General features: G+C 41.7%; 18 protein-coding genes and 2 pseudogenes. 9 read left to right on the plus strand and 11 right to left on the minus strand.

The features are described from left to right. Positions 1-307: 307 nt before the first annotated feature. Positions 308-1,699 carry an asparagine--tRNA ligase gene (gene asnS, locus NWP25_RS08670; RefSeq protein WP_280699215.1) on the minus strand — a complete coding sequence of 464 codons (1,392 nt, stop codon included), beginning with the start codon at positions 1,697-1,699 and terminating at the stop codon, positions 308-310. 480 nt (positions 1,700-2,179) lie between these two features. Between asnS and NWP25_RS08680 the strand changes: the two genes are divergently transcribed. Continuing rightward, positions 2,180-2,479, plus strand: a complete 300-nt coding sequence (locus NWP25_RS08680) for a DUF6439 family protein (RefSeq protein WP_280652790.1) — start codon at positions 2,180-2,182, stop codon at positions 2,477-2,479. 73 nt (positions 2,480-2,552) lie between these two features. On the opposite strand, the gene NWP25_RS08685 is transcribed toward NWP25_RS08680, so the two are convergent. Next, positions 2,553-3,002 carry an ATP-binding protein gene (locus NWP25_RS08685; RefSeq protein WP_280652791.1) on the minus strand — a complete coding sequence of 150 codons (450 nt, stop codon included), beginning with the start codon at positions 3,000-3,002 and terminating at the stop codon, positions 2,553-2,555. 378 nt (positions 3,003-3,380) lie between these two features. Further along, positions 3,381-4,787 (minus strand): 23S rRNA (uracil(1939)-C(5))-methyltransferase RlmD, encoded by a 1,407-nt coding sequence (rlmD, locus tag NWP25_RS08690; RefSeq protein ID WP_280652792.1) that lies wholly within the window; start codon positions 4,785-4,787, stop codon positions 3,381-3,383. A gap of 161 nt (positions 4,788-4,948) precedes the next feature. Here rlmD and NWP25_RS08695 point away from each other — a divergent pair, with 161 nt between their 5' ends. From NWP25_RS08695 to NWP25_RS08710, 4 genes are all read left to right on the plus strand, one after another. Continuing rightward, complete coding sequence (locus tag NWP25_RS08695; RefSeq protein ID WP_280652793.1) at positions 4,949-5,434, plus strand: allophycocyanin subunit alpha-B; 486 nt, start codon at positions 4,949-4,951, stop codon at positions 5,432-5,434. A gap of 257 nt (positions 5,435-5,691) precedes the next feature. Next, positions 5,692-8,076 carry a phosphoribosylformylglycinamidine synthase subunit PurL gene (gene purL, locus NWP25_RS08700; protein WP_280652794.1) on the plus strand — a complete coding sequence of 795 codons (2,385 nt, stop codon included), beginning with the start codon at positions 5,692-5,694 and terminating at the stop codon, positions 8,074-8,076. A 192-nt stretch (positions 8,077-8,268) separates the two neighbouring features. Then, entirely contained in the window at positions 8,269-9,789 is a 1,521-nt protein-coding gene (gene purF / locus NWP25_RS08705; RefSeq protein ID WP_280652795.1) for an amidophosphoribosyltransferase, read from the plus strand. A gap of 147 nt (positions 9,790-9,936) precedes the next feature. Next, positions 9,937-10,950 (plus strand): class I SAM-dependent methyltransferase, encoded by a 1,014-nt coding sequence (locus tag NWP25_RS08710; protein WP_280652796.1) that lies wholly within the window; start codon positions 9,937-9,939, stop codon positions 10,948-10,950. Between the two features lie 65 nt (positions 10,951-11,015). Here NWP25_RS08710 and NWP25_RS08715 read toward each other — a convergent pair whose 3' ends face one another. From NWP25_RS08715 to NWP25_RS08725, 3 genes are read right to left on the minus strand one after another with little or no spacing between them, the layout of a single operon-like run. Then, a complete protein-coding gene (locus NWP25_RS08715; RefSeq protein WP_280652797.1) occupies positions 11,016-11,303 on the minus strand; it encodes a hypothetical protein in 288 nt (95 codons plus the stop codon). Positions 11,304-11,309: 6 nt separating this feature from the next. Continuing rightward, positions 11,310-12,350 carry an ABC transporter permease gene (locus NWP25_RS08720; RefSeq protein ID WP_280652798.1) on the minus strand — a complete coding sequence of 347 codons (1,041 nt, stop codon included), beginning with the start codon at positions 12,348-12,350 and terminating at the stop codon, positions 11,310-11,312. Between the two features lie 9 nt (positions 12,351-12,359). Beyond that, complete coding sequence (locus NWP25_RS08725) at positions 12,360-12,878, minus strand: adenine phosphoribosyltransferase (protein ID WP_280652799.1); 519 nt, start codon at positions 12,876-12,878, stop codon at positions 12,360-12,362. Positions 12,879-13,221: 343 nt separating this feature from the next. Between NWP25_RS08725 and NWP25_RS08730 the strand changes: the two genes are divergently transcribed. Then, positions 13,222-13,848, plus strand: a complete 627-nt coding sequence (locus NWP25_RS08730) for a DUF3038 domain-containing protein (protein WP_280652800.1) — start codon at positions 13,222-13,224, stop codon at positions 13,846-13,848. Between the two features lie 49 nt (positions 13,849-13,897). On the opposite strand, the gene NWP25_RS08735 is transcribed toward NWP25_RS08730, so the two are convergent. Beyond that, positions 13,898-14,053: a hypothetical protein gene (locus NWP25_RS08735; protein WP_280652802.1), complete on the minus strand. Its 156-nt coding sequence runs from the start codon at positions 14,051-14,053 to the stop codon at positions 13,898-13,900. Next, a pseudogene (locus tag NWP25_RS18830) lies at positions 14,016-14,339 on the minus strand (hypothetical protein); the annotation flags it as partial. The gene NWP25_RS08735 and the pseudogene NWP25_RS18830, both read right to left, overlap by 38 nt. On the opposite strand from NWP25_RS18830, the gene NWP25_RS08740 reads away from it, so the two are divergent. After that, the gene (locus tag NWP25_RS08740) at positions 14,261-15,370 is read left to right on the plus strand and encodes a DUF4335 domain-containing protein (protein WP_313959068.1); all 1,110 of its coding nucleotides are present in this window, start codon (positions 14,261-14,263) and stop codon (positions 15,368-15,370) included. The pseudogene NWP25_RS18830 and the gene NWP25_RS08740 sit on opposite strands and share 79 nt — an antisense overlap. A 48-nt stretch (positions 15,371-15,418) precedes the next feature. On the opposite strand, the gene NWP25_RS08745 is transcribed toward NWP25_RS08740, so the two are convergent. The 3 genes from NWP25_RS08745 to NWP25_RS08755 all read right to left on the minus strand — a co-directional run bounded on the left by NWP25_RS08745 (position 15,419) and on the right by NWP25_RS08755 (position 19,224). Beyond that, complete coding sequence (locus NWP25_RS08745) at positions 15,419-17,689, minus strand: transglycosylase domain-containing protein (protein WP_280656574.1); 2,271 nt, start codon at positions 17,687-17,689, stop codon at positions 15,419-15,421. 314 nt (positions 17,690-18,003) lie between these two features. Further along, complete coding sequence (lspA, locus tag NWP25_RS08750) at positions 18,004-18,480, minus strand: signal peptidase II (protein WP_280652804.1); 477 nt, start codon at positions 18,478-18,480, stop codon at positions 18,004-18,006. A 141-nt stretch (positions 18,481-18,621) separates the two neighbouring features. Continuing rightward, the gene (locus NWP25_RS08755; protein WP_280652805.1) at positions 18,622-19,224 is read right to left on the minus strand and encodes a biotin transporter BioY; all 603 of its coding nucleotides are present in this window, start codon (positions 19,222-19,224) and stop codon (positions 18,622-18,624) included. A gap of 617 nt (positions 19,225-19,841) precedes the next feature. Between NWP25_RS08755 and NWP25_RS08760 the strand changes: the two genes are divergently transcribed. Both NWP25_RS08760 and NWP25_RS08765 read left to right on the plus strand, forming a co-directional pair. Further along, on the plus strand, positions 19,842-20,006 hold the full coding sequence (locus NWP25_RS08760) for a hypothetical protein (protein WP_280652806.1): 165 nt from the start codon (positions 19,842-19,844) through the stop codon (positions 20,004-20,006). A gap of 9 nt (positions 20,007-20,015) precedes the next feature. Then, positions 20,016-20,321, plus strand: a pseudogene (locus NWP25_RS08765) (hypothetical protein); the annotation flags it as partial.

Below are 20,321 nucleotides of genomic sequence, written 5' to 3' on the forward strand. Positions count from 1 at the left end.
TCCCTTTGAATTTGAGTCTTGAGTGAGGTATCAGGCTCTTTGGGAATTTTTATGGTCATGGGGAAACTGCGGAAAATAAAAACTCACTCCGTACCCAATTAAAATTTTAGTAGCGTGGCAAGGCTAAAGTCTTACCTTAATTAAACACAGCCAGGGAATTTATTCCCTGGCTCATGGCTTAAGTAGGTTAAAGAACTAGTCCCTCGCCGCTAAAGTTCATCGGCGGTTTGTTAGCTCTAAATTAATGAACGATTTTAAGTTGGGCACGCCAATACCTTTTTGGGGTTTGAGATAATTTGGGTTGGTGTTAAAATTCTGCGTTTTCTGGTGTCCGGGGGAAGGGAATTACATCGCGGATGTTTGCCATACCTGTCATGAATTGTACGAGTCTTTCAAAACCTAAACCGAAACCAGCATGGGGAACGGTGCCGTAACGCCGTAAGTCCATGTACCACCACAAATCTTCTGGTTGCATACCTTGGGCTAAAATGCGGCTTTCTAATACATCTAACCTTTCTTCTCTTTGGGAACCACCGATAATTTCGCCAATTTTAGGTGCAAGAATATCCATCGCCCGTACGGTTTTTTCATCTTCGTTTAACCTCATATAAAAGGCTTTAATTTGGGCGGGATAGTCTGTGACAATTACAGGTTTTTTAAATAGTTGTTCAGCTAGATAACGTTCATGTTCTGATTGTAAATCTAAGCCCCAACTGACTGGATATTCAAATTTGACATCGGCTTTTTCCAGTAATTTAATTGCTTCTGTATAAGTCAAGCGCTCAAATTGATTGTTGATAATATTTTCGGCTGTTGCTAAAACAGTATTATCAATACGTTGATTGAAAAATTCCATGTCTTCGGGACATTTTTCTAAGACATATTGAAATACGTGTTTGAGAAAGGCTTCGGCTAAATCCATATTCCCATCTAAGTCACAGAAAGCCATTTCTGGCTCTACCATCCAAAATTCGGCGAGGTGACGGGAGGTGTTGGAGTTTTCTGCACGGAAAGTGGGGCCGAAGGTGTAGACGTTAGAAAAAGCCATGGCCATGACTTCTGCTTCTAACTGACCACTAACTGTTAAATATGTGGGTTTAGCAAAAAAGTCTTGACTGTAGTCTACTGCTTCGTTTTCTGTGCGGGGAATGTTTTTGAGGTTGAAGCTGGTGACGCTGAAGAGTTCTCCTGCACCTTCGCAGTCGTTAGCTGTAATTACGGGTGTATGTACCCATAAAAAGCCTTTTTGTTGGAAAAATTCGTGAATGGCGGCCGAACAGGCGTTTCTGATCCGGAATACTGCTCCGAAGGAGTTAGTGCGCGATCGCAAATGTCCTATTGTGCGTAAAAATTCAAAGGAGTGGCGTTTCTTTTGCAAAGGATATGTTTCGGGATCAGCTTCACCGTAGACCTTCATGGCTTGGGTTTGTAATTCAATGCGCTGTCCTTTACCTTGAGAAGCTACCAAGACTCCCATGACTTCTACAGATGCACCTGTATTCAGCTTTTTGATGATTTCTTCATAGTTTGGCAAATCCTGATTAATGACGACTTGCAAATTAGCTAGTGATGAGCCGTCATTGACTTCTATAAAAGCAAACCCTTTCAACTCGCGTTTCGTTCTTACCCAGCCTTTAACAACGAGAGAATCATCAGGTTGACCACTGCGCAATACTTCTGCAATTCGTCCATTTGGCATATTATATAACTTTTATTTTGTCAAGTTAGATAAAACAGATATTAAACAATGTTAACATTTAATTTCATCCCAGGGCAAAATTGAAATTATCCAGCACAAGACTTTAAGATCCAGCTTATGATAACGCCCATACCACCAAAATCGAAGGATTCCAAGAAAATAATTGGCTTTCTCAGTTGATTTCTCAAGCTTCTAACTGCTGTTTAATTTGCTGTAATTCGGGTTTTATTTTTGGTGTCTGGTGTTTATTTTGTTGCAACTCGTGGCGGATTTGTTGCCATTGTGCCTTTTTTGGGCTGGTAACGTTCTTTGCAGGAGAGAAGTTATGGCTCTAGCTCTTGTAGTTCTTGTTCAAAATCGCGTTACTAGCTTTCGTCTGAGGGCTGTGATGGTAAAGTCGGTTTCATTTACAGGTAGTAAACTATGATTAGATGCTAGTGAGTACTGAAAATTTTCACTTCTGATTAAACACTAAGAATCATGTCTCAACCTACCCAACTTTCTAAAACGAATCAACTGAATGAATTTAGCACTTTGGAACTAGCCCAAGCCTTAATGGAAAGGCTAAGTATTTCACCTAAGGATTGGCATCGCCTTAAGTCTAACCGCAATGCTCGTGCTAGTGAACAAGCAGCTGCAGCTGTTGTGTATCTTGTGGAAAATCAGCCACAAGAGGCTATTGTTAGGTTACAGCAAGCTGTTGGTTGGTTAGATCGCTCAATTTTTGCACCTCCCTGTCCGACTCATGGTAATAAAGGAGAGGCAAATAGTGAGTTGTAGATTTGGGATTTTAAATTTTTGATCCCAGTGTGATTTAAAATCCAAAATTTAAAAAATTGATTACTAGAGTTCCCTACCGTCTGAGAGACAAACGCGTGGGATTTTCCATTTCTTTACACAGCCTTAATTCTGTACCTTTGTGATTCCACTCTACTTGATCAAAAATTTGATGTAGAAGACATAAGCCACGTCCATTTTCTGACTCATCAGGTGGTAAATACTCTGTTGGGTTTTCATTAGGCGCTGATGAGGGAATAAAGCCTTTTCCTTGATCTGATATTACCCACCAATACTGATTATCTATTAAGGAAAAACGGACTACAACAGTTTTACCAGGATCAAGATTGTTACCATGTTTTGCTGCATTGACTAAGGCCTCTTGAAGTCCCAGCCGCAGTTCTCCTTGGAGTTTGGCGGGAATCTCCGCCAAGAGTAAATCTAAAATTGGGCATAGATAAAGGGTTGAGGCAAAACTAATTGTGCCCCAACAACGCCCGAGGGGACGGAGGGAAATAGTAATCACTAGAGAAACCCCGTAGCTTTCAGTTAGCTAGACATCAGTTTGCTATTACAGGCATCCTGATAAAACTTGAGGTGGTCATGCTGCCTTCAAACTTGCGTCTTTAAATACTAAATTTTGAAAATGCTATGGAGCATTGACTCTATTTATAAAATGAGATTCCTGACACATAAAACGGCTAAAAAATGACTGCTGATGCAGTTAGCAAATAAAAGTGCTGGAAATTTTGGGACAGAGTAATAGAACCCTTTTGGGATTGCCGATTTTTGCTTTAGACAATCTTATTCATACTGTTTTGAGTTGATGCAACTTTAATCTTCGCCACAAAATCGTTTTTATTTTTAGGTTAATTCGATTTTAGCATTCTTGGTATGCACTAGACTAGGAATTTGAAATTTGAGTTTTTATCAAAGACTGAGTACTCCTATCCAAATGTGATAGCACAAGAAACGCGGCAGCCTCTACATGGGCTGTTTGAGGAAAGAAATCAGCAGGTTGTATGCGTGTCAAGGTGTATTGCCCATCTTGGCATAATAATTTGAGGTCGCGGGCAAGAGTGGCCACTTTGCAGCTGACGTAAACGATGCGTGAAGGTTTCGATAGCAATAAAGAATCAATAACGGCACCATCGCATCCTTTCCGTGGCGGATCAAGTAACACCACATCTGGTATGGTCTCCATTTTTGGCAGGAGATTTTCTACTGCTCCTAATTGAAATGTGACGTTATTAATTCTATTGTGTTGAGCATTAAAAATTGCTTGCTGTACAGCTTCTGGTTGTAATTCTAATCCTGTGGCTTGGCGGACTTGTTTTGCTAAAGGTAAAGTTAAAGTGCCTATACCACAATAAGCATCAACTAGCAACTCATTTCCTTGAAGATTGAGTTCTGATTTGATGATCTGTAATAGTGCTTCTGCGGTTTCTGTATAAACTTGGAAAAATGTATCTGGACGAACTTGAAACTCTAAATCAGCGAATTTTTCTCGTAGGTAGGGAACTCCAGCAATACAACGAGTTTGATCCCCAAAAATAGTATTGGTGCGATCACTATTGCGGTTAAGGGATACACCGACTAATTGGGGATAGCGCTTTAACCATTGCTGCGCTTGTTCTTCAATTCCTGGTAAATTCCAATCCTTAACTATCAAGGTCAACAATATTTCGCCAGTACACCGTCCAATGCGTAAACTGAGATGGCGGATTTGTCCTTGGTGTTTTCGTTCATCGTAAATTTGCCAACGGTGCTGTTGGATGTCTTGCTTTACTTCAGCCAGTAAAGGATTTAATCTGGGGTCTTGAACAGGACATTGATTTAAATTCACCAGTTGATGGCTAGCTTTTTGGTAGTATCCAGCTTGTACCTGACCAGTGGCAGAAATTCTCAGAGGATAGGTGGCTTTATTGCGATAGCCCAAAGGTGCAGCAGTGGTGAGTACGGGATCTACTGGTGGGTTGACAAAACAGCCAATACGCTGCAAAGCTTGGATGACTTGATTATGTTTAGCTGCTAACTGATATTCATAATTGATATGTTGCCACTGACAACCACCACACTTATCAGCCACAATACAACTTGGTCGTACCCGATGAGGAGATGGTTGTAATATCTGATCAATTTTGCCATGAGCATAGTTAGGTTTAACCTGTATTAAGCGAACTACAGCGCGATCGCCTGGTACGGTGTCGGGGACAAATACCACAAGTTCCTCAAAACGCCCCACACCATCACCCGTATTACTCAGGTCAGTGATGGTAGTTTCAATTAATTCACCTTGTTGTTTAGTCATTGGTCGTTAGCAAGAGTATAATTTTTTGACTTTTGACGTTTGACTGGTTATTTTTACTCACTTTTCAATTTCTACTCACCCCATCTTGCTAATTTTCCTTTCTTTGTGTACCTCAGACTCGTTAAACTAGCAAATAATATTTCGCGTGGTTGCGTATAATTATGACTGTCATTAGCCAAGTTATTCTCAAAGCCGACGACGAACTGCGTTATCCTAGCAGTGGCGAGCTCAAAAGCATCAAAGAATTTTTGCAAACCGGTGAACAAAGGACACGCATTGCTGCGACCTTAGCTGAGAACGAAAAAAAGATTGTTCAAGAAGCAACTAAAAAGCTGTGGCAAAGACGTCCTGACTTTATCGCTCCTGGGGGTAATGCTTACGGTGAACGTCAGCGTTCCCTCTGTATCCGTGACTTTGGCTGGTATTTGCGCCTAATTACCTACGGCGTACTTGCTGGTGACAAAGATCCAATCGAAAAAATTGGTTTAATTGGTGTGCGAGAAATGTACAATTCTTTGGGGGTTCCGGTTCCAGGGATGGTAGAAGCTATCAGTGTCTTGAAAACAGCCTCTCTTGACTTACTCAGTGCGGAAGATGCAGCCGCAGCCGCACCTTACTTTGATTACATCATCCAAGCGATGTCTTAATCAAAGCGGTGTGAGTTTCGGGACTATAAGGTATTACCTCATAAGATTCCTCTTTTGATCATAACCTCCCCACATTTGGTAATGGCTTTGGCAAAACTTTTGTCAGGTTATTAACCAGGTGTGGGGAAATTTGATGACTGAGTGGTTGGAGTAGTTGAGAAAAATATCGAAAAAGTATAAATTATCTGGCGATAACTGCACATATAGGTTAAGTAAATGGATACAATAAGGCTCTGTACTCTTGGTGCATTATTTCCATGACCGCCACCTCCTCTACTCCCTTTTCTCCACAAGAAATCGCCGCAGAAGGTTTAAAACCAGAAGAATATGCAGAAATTGTCAGACGTTTAGGGCGACATCCCAACAAAGCTGAACTGGGAATGTTTGGGGTGATGTGGTCTGAACATTGTTGTTACAAAAATTCACGTCCTTTACTCAAACAGTTTCCCACCACGGGCCCGCGTATATTGGTTGGACCTGGTGAAAATGCTGGGGTTGTAGACTTAGGCGAGGGATTACAATTAGCATTTAAGATCGAATCTCATAACCATCCTTCAGCTGTTGAACCTTTCCAGGGGGCAGCTACTGGTGTCGGAGGAATTCTTAGAGATATCTTTACAATGGGTGCGCGTCCCATTGCATTATTAAATTCTTTGCGCTTTGGTTCTTTAGATGATCCGAAAACCCAAAGATTATTCAGTGGTGTAGTATCTGGTATAAGTCACTATGGTAATTGTGTAGGTGTTCCTACTGTTGGTGGCGAAGTGTATTTTGACCCGGTATACTCTGGTAATCCCTTGGTGAATGTCATGGCACTGGGATTGATGGAAACGCCGGAAATTGTTAAATCCGGAGCATCTGGTTTAGGTAACCCTGTGTTGTATGTTGGTTCTACCACCGGACGGGATGGTATGGGGGGGGCAAGTTTCGCTAGTACGGAATTAAGTGATGAGTCGTTAGATAATCGTCCTGCTGTACAAGTAGGCGATCCCTTTTTGGAAAAGTCTTTAATTGAAGCTTGTTTGGAAGCGTTTAAAACTGGTGCAGTTGTGGCTGCTCAGGATATGGGTGCTGCTGGTATCACTTGTTCGACCTCAGAGATGGCAGCTAAAGGTGGTGTGGGGATTGAATTGGATTTAGATCAGATTCCTGTGCGGGAAACGGGGATGGTTCCCTATGAATACCTGCTTTCAGAATCTCAAGAAAGAATGCTGTTGGTTGCCCATAAAGGTCGAGAACAAGAGCTAATTGATATTTTTCAACGTTGGGGACTTCATGCTGTGGTTGCGGGGACTGTGATTGCTGAACCCATTGTACGGATTTTCTTTCAAGGTCAAGTAGCCGCGGAAATTCCGGCTGAGGCGTTGGCGGAAAATACCCCACTTTATAATCGGCATTTATTGACAAAACCCCCAGAGTATGCTATTGAAGCTGGTAAGTGGTCTCCTGATTCTTTGCCTGGTTGCACAACGGCTGGAATTGAAATTCAAGGAAAACTGCAATCTTGGAATAATATTTTGTTAACTTTACTGAATACTCCAACCATTGCTTCTAAAAGTTGGGTCTATCGTCAGTATGACCATCAAGTGCAGAACAATACTGTGATTTTTCCTGGTGGTGCTGATGCGGCTGTGGTGCGCTTACGTCTCCCGGGAAAAGTGGAAAATGAAAAATCAAAAGTAGAAAGTTGGACATCAGGAATAGCTGCCACTGTAGACTGTAATTCTCGTTATGTTTATCTTGATCCCTATGAGGGAGCTAAGGCGGTGGTGGCAGAAGCGGCTCGCAATCTTAGCTGTGTGGGTGCTGAACCTCTGGCTGTGACAGATAATCTCAATTTTGGCAGTCCAGAAAAACCCGTTGGTTACTGGCAATTGGCAGAAGCCTGTCGGGGTTTGGCAGAAGGTTGTCGGGAATTGGCTACGCCAGTTACAGGGGGGAATGTGTCTCTGTACAATGAAACCTACGATGCCCAAGGTTTACCACAACCAATTTATCCGACTCCTGTGGTGGGTATGGTGGGGTTAATTCCCGATTTAACCAAAATTTGTGGTCAAGGTTGGCAAGGAGTGGGTGATCTTATTTATCTTTTGGGGTTACCTCTAACATCTCCCATGAGCTTGGGTGCATCTGAGTATTTAGCTACCATCCATAACACTGTGGCTGGAAAGCCGCCAAGGATAGATTTTGATTTGGAACGTCGTGTGCAGCAAGTTTGCCGCGCAGGTATTCGTGCGGGTTGGATCCGTTCAGCCCATGATTGTGCTGAGGGGGGAGTGGCTATTGCTCTGGCAGAATCTTGCCTCGCTGGTAATCTGGGTGCGGAAATTAAAGTAGAAATCCCACAAATTCAGTGTCAACGTCTTGATGAAGTGCTGTTTTGTGAAGGTGGGGCGAGAATTTTAGTTTCTGTAACATCAGAACAACAAAAAAATTGGGAACCCTACCTACACAAACATCTAGAGGAAAATTGGCAAATGTTAGGTAAAGTGGGTAATCTGGGTAATTCGGAAGTAGGATTGGAGGTTTTAACTACTGATAACCAAACCTTAATCAAAGTTACTATGGAACAAATGAAAGCTTGCTATTTCCACGCCATCGCCAATCGTCTTGCCCAGAAGCCAAGCAATACTGCTGATTGATTTTTGAAATCCTGTATACCAGGATAATCAACTTTTGTGAGCAAAATTACGGTAATGTTTTAATGTATGGTTAAATATTCATTAAGAATTTAGCAACCATCCAAAGATATCATGCCAATGGGCAAATAATTACTAATTCGTCATTAGTTACGGATTATTCTGACTTGACACCCAAACCAGGAGCAATAGCCAATGATTCCCATCCATTCCGTCACTATGGCTACGCCAAACAAGCGATCAAATGAATACCCCAATCAGGTAACAGACTCGATTAATAGTCATGAACATCTACCTGACAAACCAGAAGAAGCTTGTGGTGTTTTTGGCATTTACGCACCAGAAGAAGATGTTGCTAAAATGACCTATTTTGGATTGTATGCCCTTCAACATCGGGGTCAAGAATCAGCTGGGATTGCCACGTTTGAGGATGGAAAAGTACACCTCCACAAGGACATGGGCTTAGTATCTCAAGTCTTTAATGAGCGGGTTTTGGCTCATTTACCCGGAAGCCTGGCCATTGGTCATACTCGTTATTCCACCACTGGCTCTAGTCGCAAAGATAATGCCCAACCTGCGGTGATCGAAACGCGATTAGGCTCATTAGCTCTTTCACACAATGGTAATTTAGTCAATACTTTGCCATTGCGAGAAGAGTTAGCCCAAACTAAAGTCAGTTTGGTGACAACAACAGATTCAGAATTGATTGCTTTGGCCATCGCTGAAGCTGTCAATGCTGGTGCAGATTGGCTAGAAGGAGCAACTAAGGCGTTTCACCGTTGCCAAGGTGCGTTTAGTTTAGTGATTGGTACTCCTGCTGGCGTAATGGGTGCTCGCGACCCCAATGGTATCCGTCCTTTAGTTATTGGTACTTTACCTGGTAATCCAGTTCGTTATGTCTTGGCTTCGGAAACTTGTGGTTTAGATATTATTGGAGCTCAATATTTGCGAGATGTGGAACCAGGAGAGTTAGTGTTGATCACTGAGGAGGGTTTAGCTTCTTACCGTTGGAGTCCAAAACCTCAGCGCAAGTTGTGTATCTTTGAGATGATTTATTTTGCACGTCCTGATAGCATCATGCACAACGAAAGTTTGTATACCTATCGCATGAGGTTAGGGCGACAAATAGCGGCAGAATCCACTGTAGATGCTGATATTGTCTTTGGTGTTCCTGATTCGGGTATACCGGCAGCCATTGGATTTGCCCAAGCTTCTGGTGTACCTTACGCGGAAGGATTGATTAAAAATCGCTACGTGGGACGAACTTTTATTCAGCCCACACAATCTATGCGAGAGTCAGGAATTCGCATGAAACTCAACCCTCTCAAAGATGTATTAATCGGTAAACGAGTAATTATTGTGGATGACTCGATTGTCCGGGGTACAACAAGCCGGAAACTGGTTAAAGCTTTGCGTGAGGCTGGTGTGATAGAAGTACATATGCGAATTTCTTCTCCACCGGTTACACATCCGTGTTTTTACGGTATTGATACTGACACCCAGGATCAGCTCATTGCTGCTACCAAATCGGTCAAAGAAATCGCTGAACAGCTGGGGGTGGATAGTCTTGCTTATCTTAGTTGGAAGGGAATGTTGGAAGCAACTAAGGAAGATACGAATACTTTCTGTTCGGCTTGCTTTACTGGGGATTATCCTGTCACTATTCCCGAACAAGTGAAGCGTTCTAAACTGATGTTAGAAAAGGTTGTGGTTTAGTGCATTAGCGAAATTTTGAAAGCATGATGGGGTTGACATTTTGTCAACTCCTGAGAAGTTTTGGATGGATTAAATAATTATGAATTACAACTCAAAAAGAGTTTTTATTGTATATTTATTTAACGGTTTATGATATCGAAGAAATTTTTGAAAGATATCATTATTAAACTACTGACTGGGGCTTCACAAGTCGACTATGCTATGCTGGCTAGTCAACTTACTTTAACAGACGCAATAGCCAAAATTGACTGGTTGTTTGGTTGTGAGGCTGTATTAAAAGAGTTTAATTCCGATTTTACTATACCTTACTACACTCAAAGTGAGTGGGGTTATCAAATCTATCACTCTGGACAAGATGCCATTCACATGGCATTGAATGTTGATGGGGTATTTAATCCAGATGGTTATTATGCTCAACCGCGAGTTGTTGCCGAACAAATTTGTGAACTTGATGCCAGGAACGTTTTAGAATTAGGATCTGGTAAAGGATTTAATAGCTGTTTTTTAGCCCAACAGTATCCAGAAGTAAATTTTACCGGAATTGATTTAACTGCATCGCATATTAAAATAGCGCGTCGCCAAGCAGAGAAATTTTCCAATTTATCTTTTGAAGAAGCTAATTTTAATCAGTTAAGGTTTTTAGATCAGTCTTTTGATATTGTTTTTGCCTTTGAGTGTTTATGTCATGCATCTGCTGATGAAATACCACTGGCAGAAATTTTTCGTGTGCTGCGACCGGGGGGAAAATTAATTGTGTTTGATGGCTATCGTAAAAATAAGCTGGAACAACTTTCTCCTTTACTTCAAACTGCAAGTCAACTTGTGGAAGTCTCTATGGCTGTTCGCAATGGATTTTCACTAATTGATGATTGGTATGCCATCGCGCAATCAATTGGCTTTCGAGTTGAAGTGAGGGAAGACATTTCTTGGGCAATTCAGCCTACTTTATGGAAATTACAAAAGTTGTCGCTGAAACTTTTTTCCTTATCTTGGAAAGCAAAAATACTTACTTATCTGCTGCCCAAATATTTGGTGAGAAATTCAATTGCTGGTCTTTTAATGCCCTTTACTGTTAGCCCTAAGGGAGAGGCTTTTGGATATTACAAATTAATTTTAGAGCGTCCTTTATCAACTATTAGACAACAGATTTCTGTTAAGTGAGGTAGAATGCCCACAAGAGTTTTACCATTAATATCCATAGGTCATCTAGCCAGAAACTGCTGTAATCAACCCCATGGCATTTGCATAAACTCAACTCTGGGTAATAAAGGATCTATGACAATACCTACGCCGCTAAAACCCCAACGTTTGAGTAAGTTTCCTAATTGTCTAACCGCAATGGATTCTACAGCAAAGCGGTGGGCCACTTCTCTAGCATGGGTGTTGAGGTAGCTTAAAGCATCAAAGTTTTCTCGAAACAGCAATAAATAACCTGAAGTTTCACCCTGGGGAAGAGCTAGGAGATAACTACCGTCGGATTGGGAGCGCATTAGATAATAAATTTCACAGAACATACTCGATTAAGATTCCAAACGAATCCTGGGGTCGGCTACCTTTAAGAGCAAGTCTGCCATTAAATTGCCTAAATTCAGCAGTAGGGCACTCATAACAAGACTAGCCATGACTAGATATTGGTCTTTGGCCATTACAGCTTGCAAAGTCAATCTGCCTAAACCAGGCCAGTTAAAGAATTGTTCGGCGATGAATGCGCCTCCCAATAAGCCAGCTAATTCAAAGCCTAACAAAGTAATTAAGGGATTGACGGCATTGCGGAGAGCATGAACGTAAATGACGCGATTTTCTGGTAGTCCCTTGGCTCGAGCTGTTTGGATATAATCTTGGCGCAGAACATCCAATAATTCCCCGCGAGTGATTCTTTGCAAACCAGCAAAGCTAGTGATACTTAAGGCTATGGTGGGTAAAATCATGTGCCAACCGATATCAAGTATTTGACCAAACCAAGATAATTCAGCATGATTGATGCTGGTCATACCACCTACAGGAAATAAAGGTGAGGTGACTTGAGCAAATATGAGCAGAAATAAGGCTGTGATGAAACTGGGAAATCCTTGTCCCGTGTAGCTGATGATCTGTAAAATGCGGTCAGTGGCTTGATTTTGTTTGACAGCCGCAAGTATGCCAAAGGGAATGGCCATGGCCCAGGTGCAAAATAAAGATGCGATGGCTAAAAGTAAGGTGGCTGGTATTCTCTCCCATAAGAGAGAAGCTACTGAGCGTTGGTAAACAAAACTTGTACCAAAATTGCCTTTCGTCAATATTTGCCATAACCAGAGCCTAAACTGTTCTGGCCAAGATTTATCCAGACCAAACTGTTGCCTTAATTCTTCGATTCGTTCTGGAGAAATTGTCGGATTTTGCCGTAGGGTATCTACATAGTCACCTGGAGATAGTTTCATGAGCAAGAACGACAGCGCCGTTGCCAACAACAAGGTAAACAGTGCTTGTAATATCCGTTTTAATACATAAACAAATGTTTCGTTTGTAACTAGCTTAATTAGCCAATCCCGGCCTGTCTCCAGGGGAATTTTAGTAAAAGTCATAACGGTTGATTAGTATTGAATTAGGGAAATAATTGGCACGTCTGGTAAGTGTTTACGTCCTTGTAAATCCCGTAGCTCGATAATAAACCCAAATCCTACTAGTTCGCAGCCAATCTTCTGCACTAACTTTGCCGTTGCATTGGCTGTGCCGCCTGTGGCAATTAAATCATCCACAATTAAAACACGGCTATCTGGATGCAAAGCGTCTTGATGCATTTCCAAACAGTCTGTACCATACTCTAATTCATATTCAATTGAGTGAACTGCTGCTGGTAACTTTCCTGGTTTGCGGACGGGAATAAAACCCGCTCCTAATTTATAAGCTAAAGGAGGTCCAAAAATAAAGCCACGGGACTCCATACCGACAACATAATCAGCCTGTAATCCAGAATTAATGCATTCTTGTGTAAAGAAGTCAATAGTGTAACGTAATCCCTCTGGATCGCGGAGTAGAGTGGTTATGTCCCGAAATAAAATTCCGGGTTTGGGAAAATCTGGGATGTCGCGAATTAGAGACTTTAAATCCATAAGATAAATATAAGGGAGTGGGAATTAGGGAGTAAGGAACAATATTTATAGTACTTAGTACCTTAGTACCCAATTCCCGATGCCTGAAAAATCCTACACTATAATGTCATACGCTGGTAATTTTGGATCTAATTTCACAATCCATTGATCAAACAGGAAGGTAAACAGATGGTTTGAAAAAGAAAATTTCAGTATACGCAACAATTTAAGTAGAACAAGTAATTAATATATATCAGGTAGTATTGCTACTACCACAAGTCTCAGTTCTTGTTTAGCTACTTATCCTAAATTAGTTGTACTAATTTTATTAAGTCTGTTAGAACCGCAGAAGGTGTTTTATAGAATGAATGTCTCAGCCAGCTTAACGTCATTGAAAAGTCCAACTCCCCAGTCATTGCCGATGATTCTGGATACTTTACCAGACCCTGCGATCGCAGCACAAGGTTGTCCGGCTAGAACCCGGCTGCAAGTTGATCTGATTTTACTGGCGATTGAAGCTTTAGAACTGGGTGGTTCTGAAGCTATTTTGGCTTTTGCTGAGGAGTTGGAATTGAAAGGAATTATTAAACACCGGGTAAATTTATGGCGGATGCGGAGTTCCAACCCTATGAGAAGAGCACATATCCGCCGGACCTTAACTGTCATAGAGGCAAAAGCTTTAGTGGTAATTGCCAGCCACATAGCACGGCGTTTAACCGTTGTCATTCGCCAGATGCTGATGACCTATCAGCAAATGAGTGAAAAACAGATTCCCTTGGCACAAAATTTGCGACTATCTAATTATCTAGAACGATTTCGAGTACATTTTAAAAGTAGGATGAATGCTAAACGCTCTACTGTAATGGCATTAAGTTCTGATGAAAAATTAGATGAGCTAGCAATAAACTTGTTGGGACAATTACTCTTTTGTACTGGCACAGCTGGGATGCAGCGATTCTGGATTAGTCTTTTTGACGGTGAAGTAGATTGATATGCTCTGATTACTAACCACTGCAGGTGTAACAAGAGAAAATCAAGACTCATAACTTGTAACTGCTCAAAACACTTACGCCTATCAAGTCTGACCATTGCTCCACAGACAGCAATGGTTTGTGCCACCGCCAAAATATTTCTTGCGGCGTTGATGTCTTGGTTATGGTGCGTTCCACAATGAGGGAAATGCCATTGCCGCACATTCAACGGCGGACTTTCAACAATTTCACTAGACCCTATTATAAAATCTGTAACACAAATGCAGGCAAAATTAATTACTAATTCGCCCCTTACCACGTCCTTTGTTGTTGCCACGCAATCAATAGAAACAGGAGTCAAGCTCTTGACTAATCGCCGTTCCTCATCTGTTGAATCTTGCGGGTCTAAAGCGAACCTCCTGGAGGTGTGAGATGAATATTCAACGTAAGTACAGTCTACCCAATTGTACGCTTTTGTTAGAGGGTTTAAGTGATGCTGGGAAAACTGCACATTACCAAGAAATGCGTCCAGAATTATCAATATTGGTAAATGCAGAATGCTATGTATCTGGCTATAGTGAGCCCCTAGTGGGAGGGCGGGAATTTTTTGAAAGCTTAGTGAGGTCCGTGAGTGGCTATGCTCAAGAATTTTTGAGTAATGTGTCCCATCCCCAAGGGCATAATCAAGACTCAGAATTAGTGCAGATACAAAAAATTGGCCCCAACCGACATAGATTAATTGTGCATTCTGAAATAACTGTAGGTGGTTTTAACTACAGGCCTAACTATGATAAACCCCCCATTCAAATAGATTTGAATACGGTGCAGTTATTTGATTTAGTTGAAGCTGTGGATCAGTTTTTTGCTGATAGTCAAACCTTACCAGAGTTATCACTAGAGTTGCAGCCAGTTGCTAAGTCTCACAGCAGTGCTAATCAAGTCTTCATCCAACAGGCACTCCCGGCAGCTATAGGTATTTCTGGTCTAGCAGTTGCCGCGACAATGGCTTTTAGCTTGATTCCAGCACCGGAATTACGCCCACCAGAACCAAGGATAGAGGAAGAAACTAGCTCTACAGCGCCGAGCAGGATTTCTGCTACACCACCAAAGACAACAACACCCCCAAATTTAGAAACTGCGACAGCAAATTCAGCAAGTGTGAATACTCCCACGGTTGAGACACCAGCAAAAATTACGGACCTAGAAGCACTCTTAACTAGATCTACGGAAATCACGGACTCAACTCAACTGCGTGTTTTGAATAGCCAAGTTTATGAAAAAATTAATTCTGCTTGGAACAGTCGCTCAGAATTAACAGAAGATTTAGTCTATCGTGTGGGTGTAACTGCCGATACTGAGATTATCGGTTACAAACCAGTGAATGGGGAAGCAAATCAAGGAATAGAGTTAACTCCTTTGCCGAACCTGCTTTACAATCCTGTTAATCGTTCTTCCACCGCCAATGAAAGAATTGCCCAATTTAGAGTAGTTTTTACTCAACAAGGTATTTTGCAAGTTAGCCCTTGGTGGGGGTATCAGTGATGGGGAAAGGGGAGGAGGAATTCATACCCCCTAATCCCTGATCTTGCTCTATTTGATAATTTGTCTCATATAATCGCCCCACAGTTGTGCTGCTTGGCCACTACTGCCTGATGTGGGTGAATTGTTGTCATTACCTAACCAAATACCAGTGACAAGCCGCCGACTGGGGACAGATCCAATAAACCATAGGTCAACGTTTTTATCAGTTGTGCCGGTTTTACCACCTTCCCCTAGGCCGATGGAAGCAGCGCGACCAGTACCGCCAGTGACCGCCTGGCGCATCATCCGAGTAATTTCGTTGGCTACACCCGTGGATAGAACTCGCTCATTGGCCTCGGGATTTTCCTCAAAGGAATAGACAACACGACAGGTTTTTAAATCATTACGATCTTGACAATCACTACTGTCTATGATCCGGCTAATTGCATGGGGTGGATTCCATACTCCACGATTAGTAATAGCGGCAAAAGCACCTGTCATTTCTAAAACATTGACAACACTTTGACCTAGTACTAAGCCGGGAACAGCTTCAAGTGATGACTTGACTCCTAAACGCTTGGCGGTGGAGACGACTTTATCTAGCCCTACTTCTCTGGCAATTCGCAGAGCAATAGGATTTTCTGACAGGGCAAATCCAGTGGTCATATTTAAAAAATTCCCTGCACCAGTTCTACAGGATTTGTAGGTAAAGCCCTGCCAAGGCATAGCAGCGCAGGAATAGGTTTTGGAGGCTGGTATCCCTTTTTCAAGAGCTGCGGCGAAAGCGAAAACTTTGAAGGTAGAACCTGGTTGTCTTTTGGCTTGAACAGCACGGTTAAATTGGCTTTGTCTAAAATCAGTGCCACCTACCATAGACAAAATAGTACCAGTGCTACTGTCTAGAGTAACTATTGCTCCCTGAGAAAAACGAAAGGTTGAGCCAGCGTTGTTGACTGCATTACGCAATGCTTTTTCTGCTTGGGCTTGTATTCGTGGATCAAGCTGAGTTTCAATTATATAATTACCTTCTTTGGCAGCTCCAACTCCTAAAATTGATTCGAGTTCCTGGAAGACATAATTATAAAAGTAAGGAGCAATGGTATTTGCTTGCTGTTCACAAACTTTGGGGCTAATTTGTACTGGGGAGCGCCTGGCTCGATTGGCTTCTTCTGGGGAGATTTTGCCCAGTTCTAACATACGCCTGATTACGCGATTGCGATATTCAACTACTTGTAGCCGATTGGGGTTATTTCCACAAAAGTTGAAAGCGTTGGGAGCAGGTAAAATTCCTACTAATGTGGCAGATTCTGAGAGAGTTAATTCTTTGGCTGGCTTCTCAAAGTAATAACGAGCAGCATCCTCAAATCCGGATGTATCTACGCCCAAAAATACTCGATTTAAGTAGGTGAGCAAGATTTGATCTTTGCTGTAAAAAGTTTCTAGCTTGAAGGACACAACAGCCTCGCGCAGTTTGCGTCCCAAGGAGTCCTGAGCGCCAACATAGTCTCGGAATAAACTCCTGGCTACTTGCTGGGTAATGGTGCTGGCTCCCTGCTGCACATCTCCAGTGCGAGTATTGATGAGCAAGGCTCGCAAAATTCCTAACGGATCAACGCCAAAGTGCCAATTGAAACGACTATCTTCTGAGGCTACCACCGCTGCGGGTAAATAAGGGCCAAAGTCCTGCAAGCCTCGCATATCTATGTGGGAGGTAGTTCGGGGAGCACGCAAGGGGGTCGAGCCATCACGGGCATAAATGACGATGGGAGCTTTGGTAGCTGTGGGTAGAGGTGTGACAGAAAATTTTAACCATTCTACGCCTATGATTAACCCTGCTAAGGCACTAATACCAGCAATACCGTAAGCTGCCCAAGTTGCTGCTTTAATATGCAAGGGTGCTGGATCGACGTATTGCAGGCGCACTGAAGCTGCAAGTTCTGGTGGACCTAAAGTAAAAATATCACCGTGACGCAGTTCTAAGGTATTGATCCGGCGTTTACCACGATAAATACCGTTGGTAGAGTTTTCATCCTTCATCACAAAAACAGGGCTGCGTTGACTCGAATCCCGGGACAGTGAGAGATGAATTTGGCTGACAACTGGGTTGCGAACTACTATGTCACAGGATTTGGAACTACGACCTAGAATGTAGCGATCACCTAACAATGGATAGACTTCCGCCTTGTCCGCCCCCGCATCCTGCACCCATATTTCTGGTACTTTGGCATTGGGCTTGAGCGCCAACTTGGAAAAGTCAACCCTTGCTTGAATTGTATGTACTGCTTGAGTCAGTTGACCAAGTAAAGTTTGTGGCTTGTGAGGAGGTTGGGGGGAACTCATTGGCTATTGACATCACAATTATTGGCAAAGAACCGGTAGAATGACATTCTGAATACAGAATCTTCCACCATTTTACTCATAAGCCGAAGCAGAAATTGGCTATGGGTAACTCCTACCGATTCAATCTTACACTAAGACAATATGGACTCATAAAACACAGCATTATTAACTAATAGACAAATTTAGTTTTATGGTCTGTCATACTGCTTTTATCTGCTATTTTTGCTGAAATTTGAATTTTGAAAATCCGAAGATTGTGAAAATTCTGGTCTGTTAGTTATGGAAAAAACTCGTCAGATGCTTAATTTTTAAGATTAGCGTGACCTTTCACCGGAACTTGGTGTTTTTTGGAAAGAACCAATTAACAAACAAACAATACCAACACTAATAAACGAATCAGCCATGTTAAATACAGCAAAATTAATCAGGCGCAAATCGAGAAAATCAACGACGTAGCCTAAAACAAAGCGATCAATTCCATTGCCCATCGCTCCACCTAAAATCAAACCATAACCTAATTGATCCCAACGATTTAATTCCTGACCAAACCATGCTAATGCTATTAAGACCAAACTCACACCCAAGGATAGCCAGCGTAACCATTCTACTTTTCCACTGAATAGACTAAAAGCCGCACCAGTATTAGTGACATAGGTAAGATGAAATACATCGGGTAGGATTGGTAGTGTTTCTCCCAAACTAAAAGTTTGGACTACCCAATATTTTGTTAATTGATCTATGAAAAAAGCGACCAAGGCGATAATCCAAAAAAGATGATTTTTTAAACGCATGAAACTAGGGAGTAGAAAGTGGGGAATGAGAGCTTGTACAGCACGGTGTCAATAGAGATACAAATAAGTCAGTTAACGAATAAAATTAACTATATTACGAAAAGTAAATATGCCTCAAACCCTGACCTAGCCTGGCCATAACTAATAAAACATGAGATGACGTAATATATATGCTATTACGGTAACAGCACACACTACAGCTAGTTGACCGGGTAGTGCAAACCAAGAGTATCTGAGGATTGCTTGGGTTAAAGCCAGACTTTCCGTACCTTTCCACTGAAAAATATAACTGATTATCAAATAAGTAACACCGCAGAGGTGGACAGTTAACAAGCCACTCAAACAACTAAAAGCCAAGGTTTCCAACCTGGGTCTAGCTTTAAAGGACAAAAATCCACAAATCCAGGCTCCAGGAACAAAGCCTAGCAAATAGCCAAACTGAGATAGTTTGACATAACCAATACCGCCACCTTCAGCAAATACAGGTAGTAAGGTTAAACCCATGACTAAGTAGGCGATTTGAGAGAGTGCGCCAGCATTTTTCCCTCCTAAACAACCTACTAACAGCACTGCACCGACTTGACAGGTGACACCCAGAGAAAAAGTCTGGATTCCTTGCTTACTCCAATTCCAAGGTAAGGCAACACCATAGGCTTCTAGGAATGTACCGCCCATTGTCAGGAGCAAACCAACCATAGACCATAGTAATTGAATAGTTCCCACATTTCCCACAGTTCCAGCCATTTTACTTGCACAAATGCTCAAACAATGTTTTCCAAGACTATTTTTCCTGTTTGAGGTTCTGCATTGAGAGTAATTTTATACATAATCTATATTTGACTAATGCTGATTTCTCATTATGACAAGTGAATCATATTTTTAGTTTCTTGTGTACCTGGGACTGAGGTTAATGTGTCTGTGTCTGTTCTTGTCCAAAGATATATAGCAATTTTCAACGATTGTAAATAATTGGGCAAACATAATCGAGCCTCGGCCAAGCCATACCTAAGGTTACTAGACAAACAAAGTCTCCCTGTGTGGATTTAAGATGAAATGAACTGCATATACAGGTTTTGTCTGGGTAGTTCTACGATTTTTCATTGCCAGGACTGAATAAAATTTGATTGTAATAATTTTAGATTTTAGATTTTGAATTGAAATAAAAATTTTCCCTTCTACAATCCTAAATCATAAAATTATTGCTGGAAAATATTTTAGAAATGGCAAAAATTTATCATGTAAAAGGCAAAGGTAACAGCAACAAGCATTTGATAAATAAGATAGACAAAATCACCCGATGTATCTTACAGCATATCGTGACTAAATGAGGTACAGTAAGACGGGGTGCATGAAAAAGAAAAATGAGGGCATATTCCATCGACTTGCGAGAAAAAATAGTCAAAGCGTATGAACAAGGAGACACCTCAATCAGAAAAGTCGCGGCAAGATTTGGTGTAGCCAAAAGCTTTGTACAAAAACTACTGTTGATGAACAAGATGCAAGGTCATGTCCAACCGAAAAAATAAGGTGGGACAATGAAAGGCCAATTGGATGGGCAGGAAGAATTACTGAGAGAAATGGTGGAAAAGTACCCAGATGCAACATTAGAAGAATACTGTGAGTATTGGGGTATAACTTACAATCAATGGGTGAGTACAACGACCATGTGTCGGGCATTGCAAAAGCAAGAACTCTCACGAAAAAAAAAGACATTACGCAGCAGCCAAGGAAAAACAGAACGAGTCCAGCATTTGAAAACTGAGTATTGGCAACAAGTAAAACAACAAGACGCAAAAAACTTGGTTTTTATTGATGAAATGGGGGTGTTATTGGGTATGACA

The organism is Umezakia ovalisporum Ak1311 (assembly GCF_029891685.1).
In the GTDB taxonomy this organism is placed as follows: Bacteria; Cyanobacteriota; Cyanobacteriia; order Cyanobacteriales; family Nostocaceae; genus Umezakia; species Umezakia ovalisporum.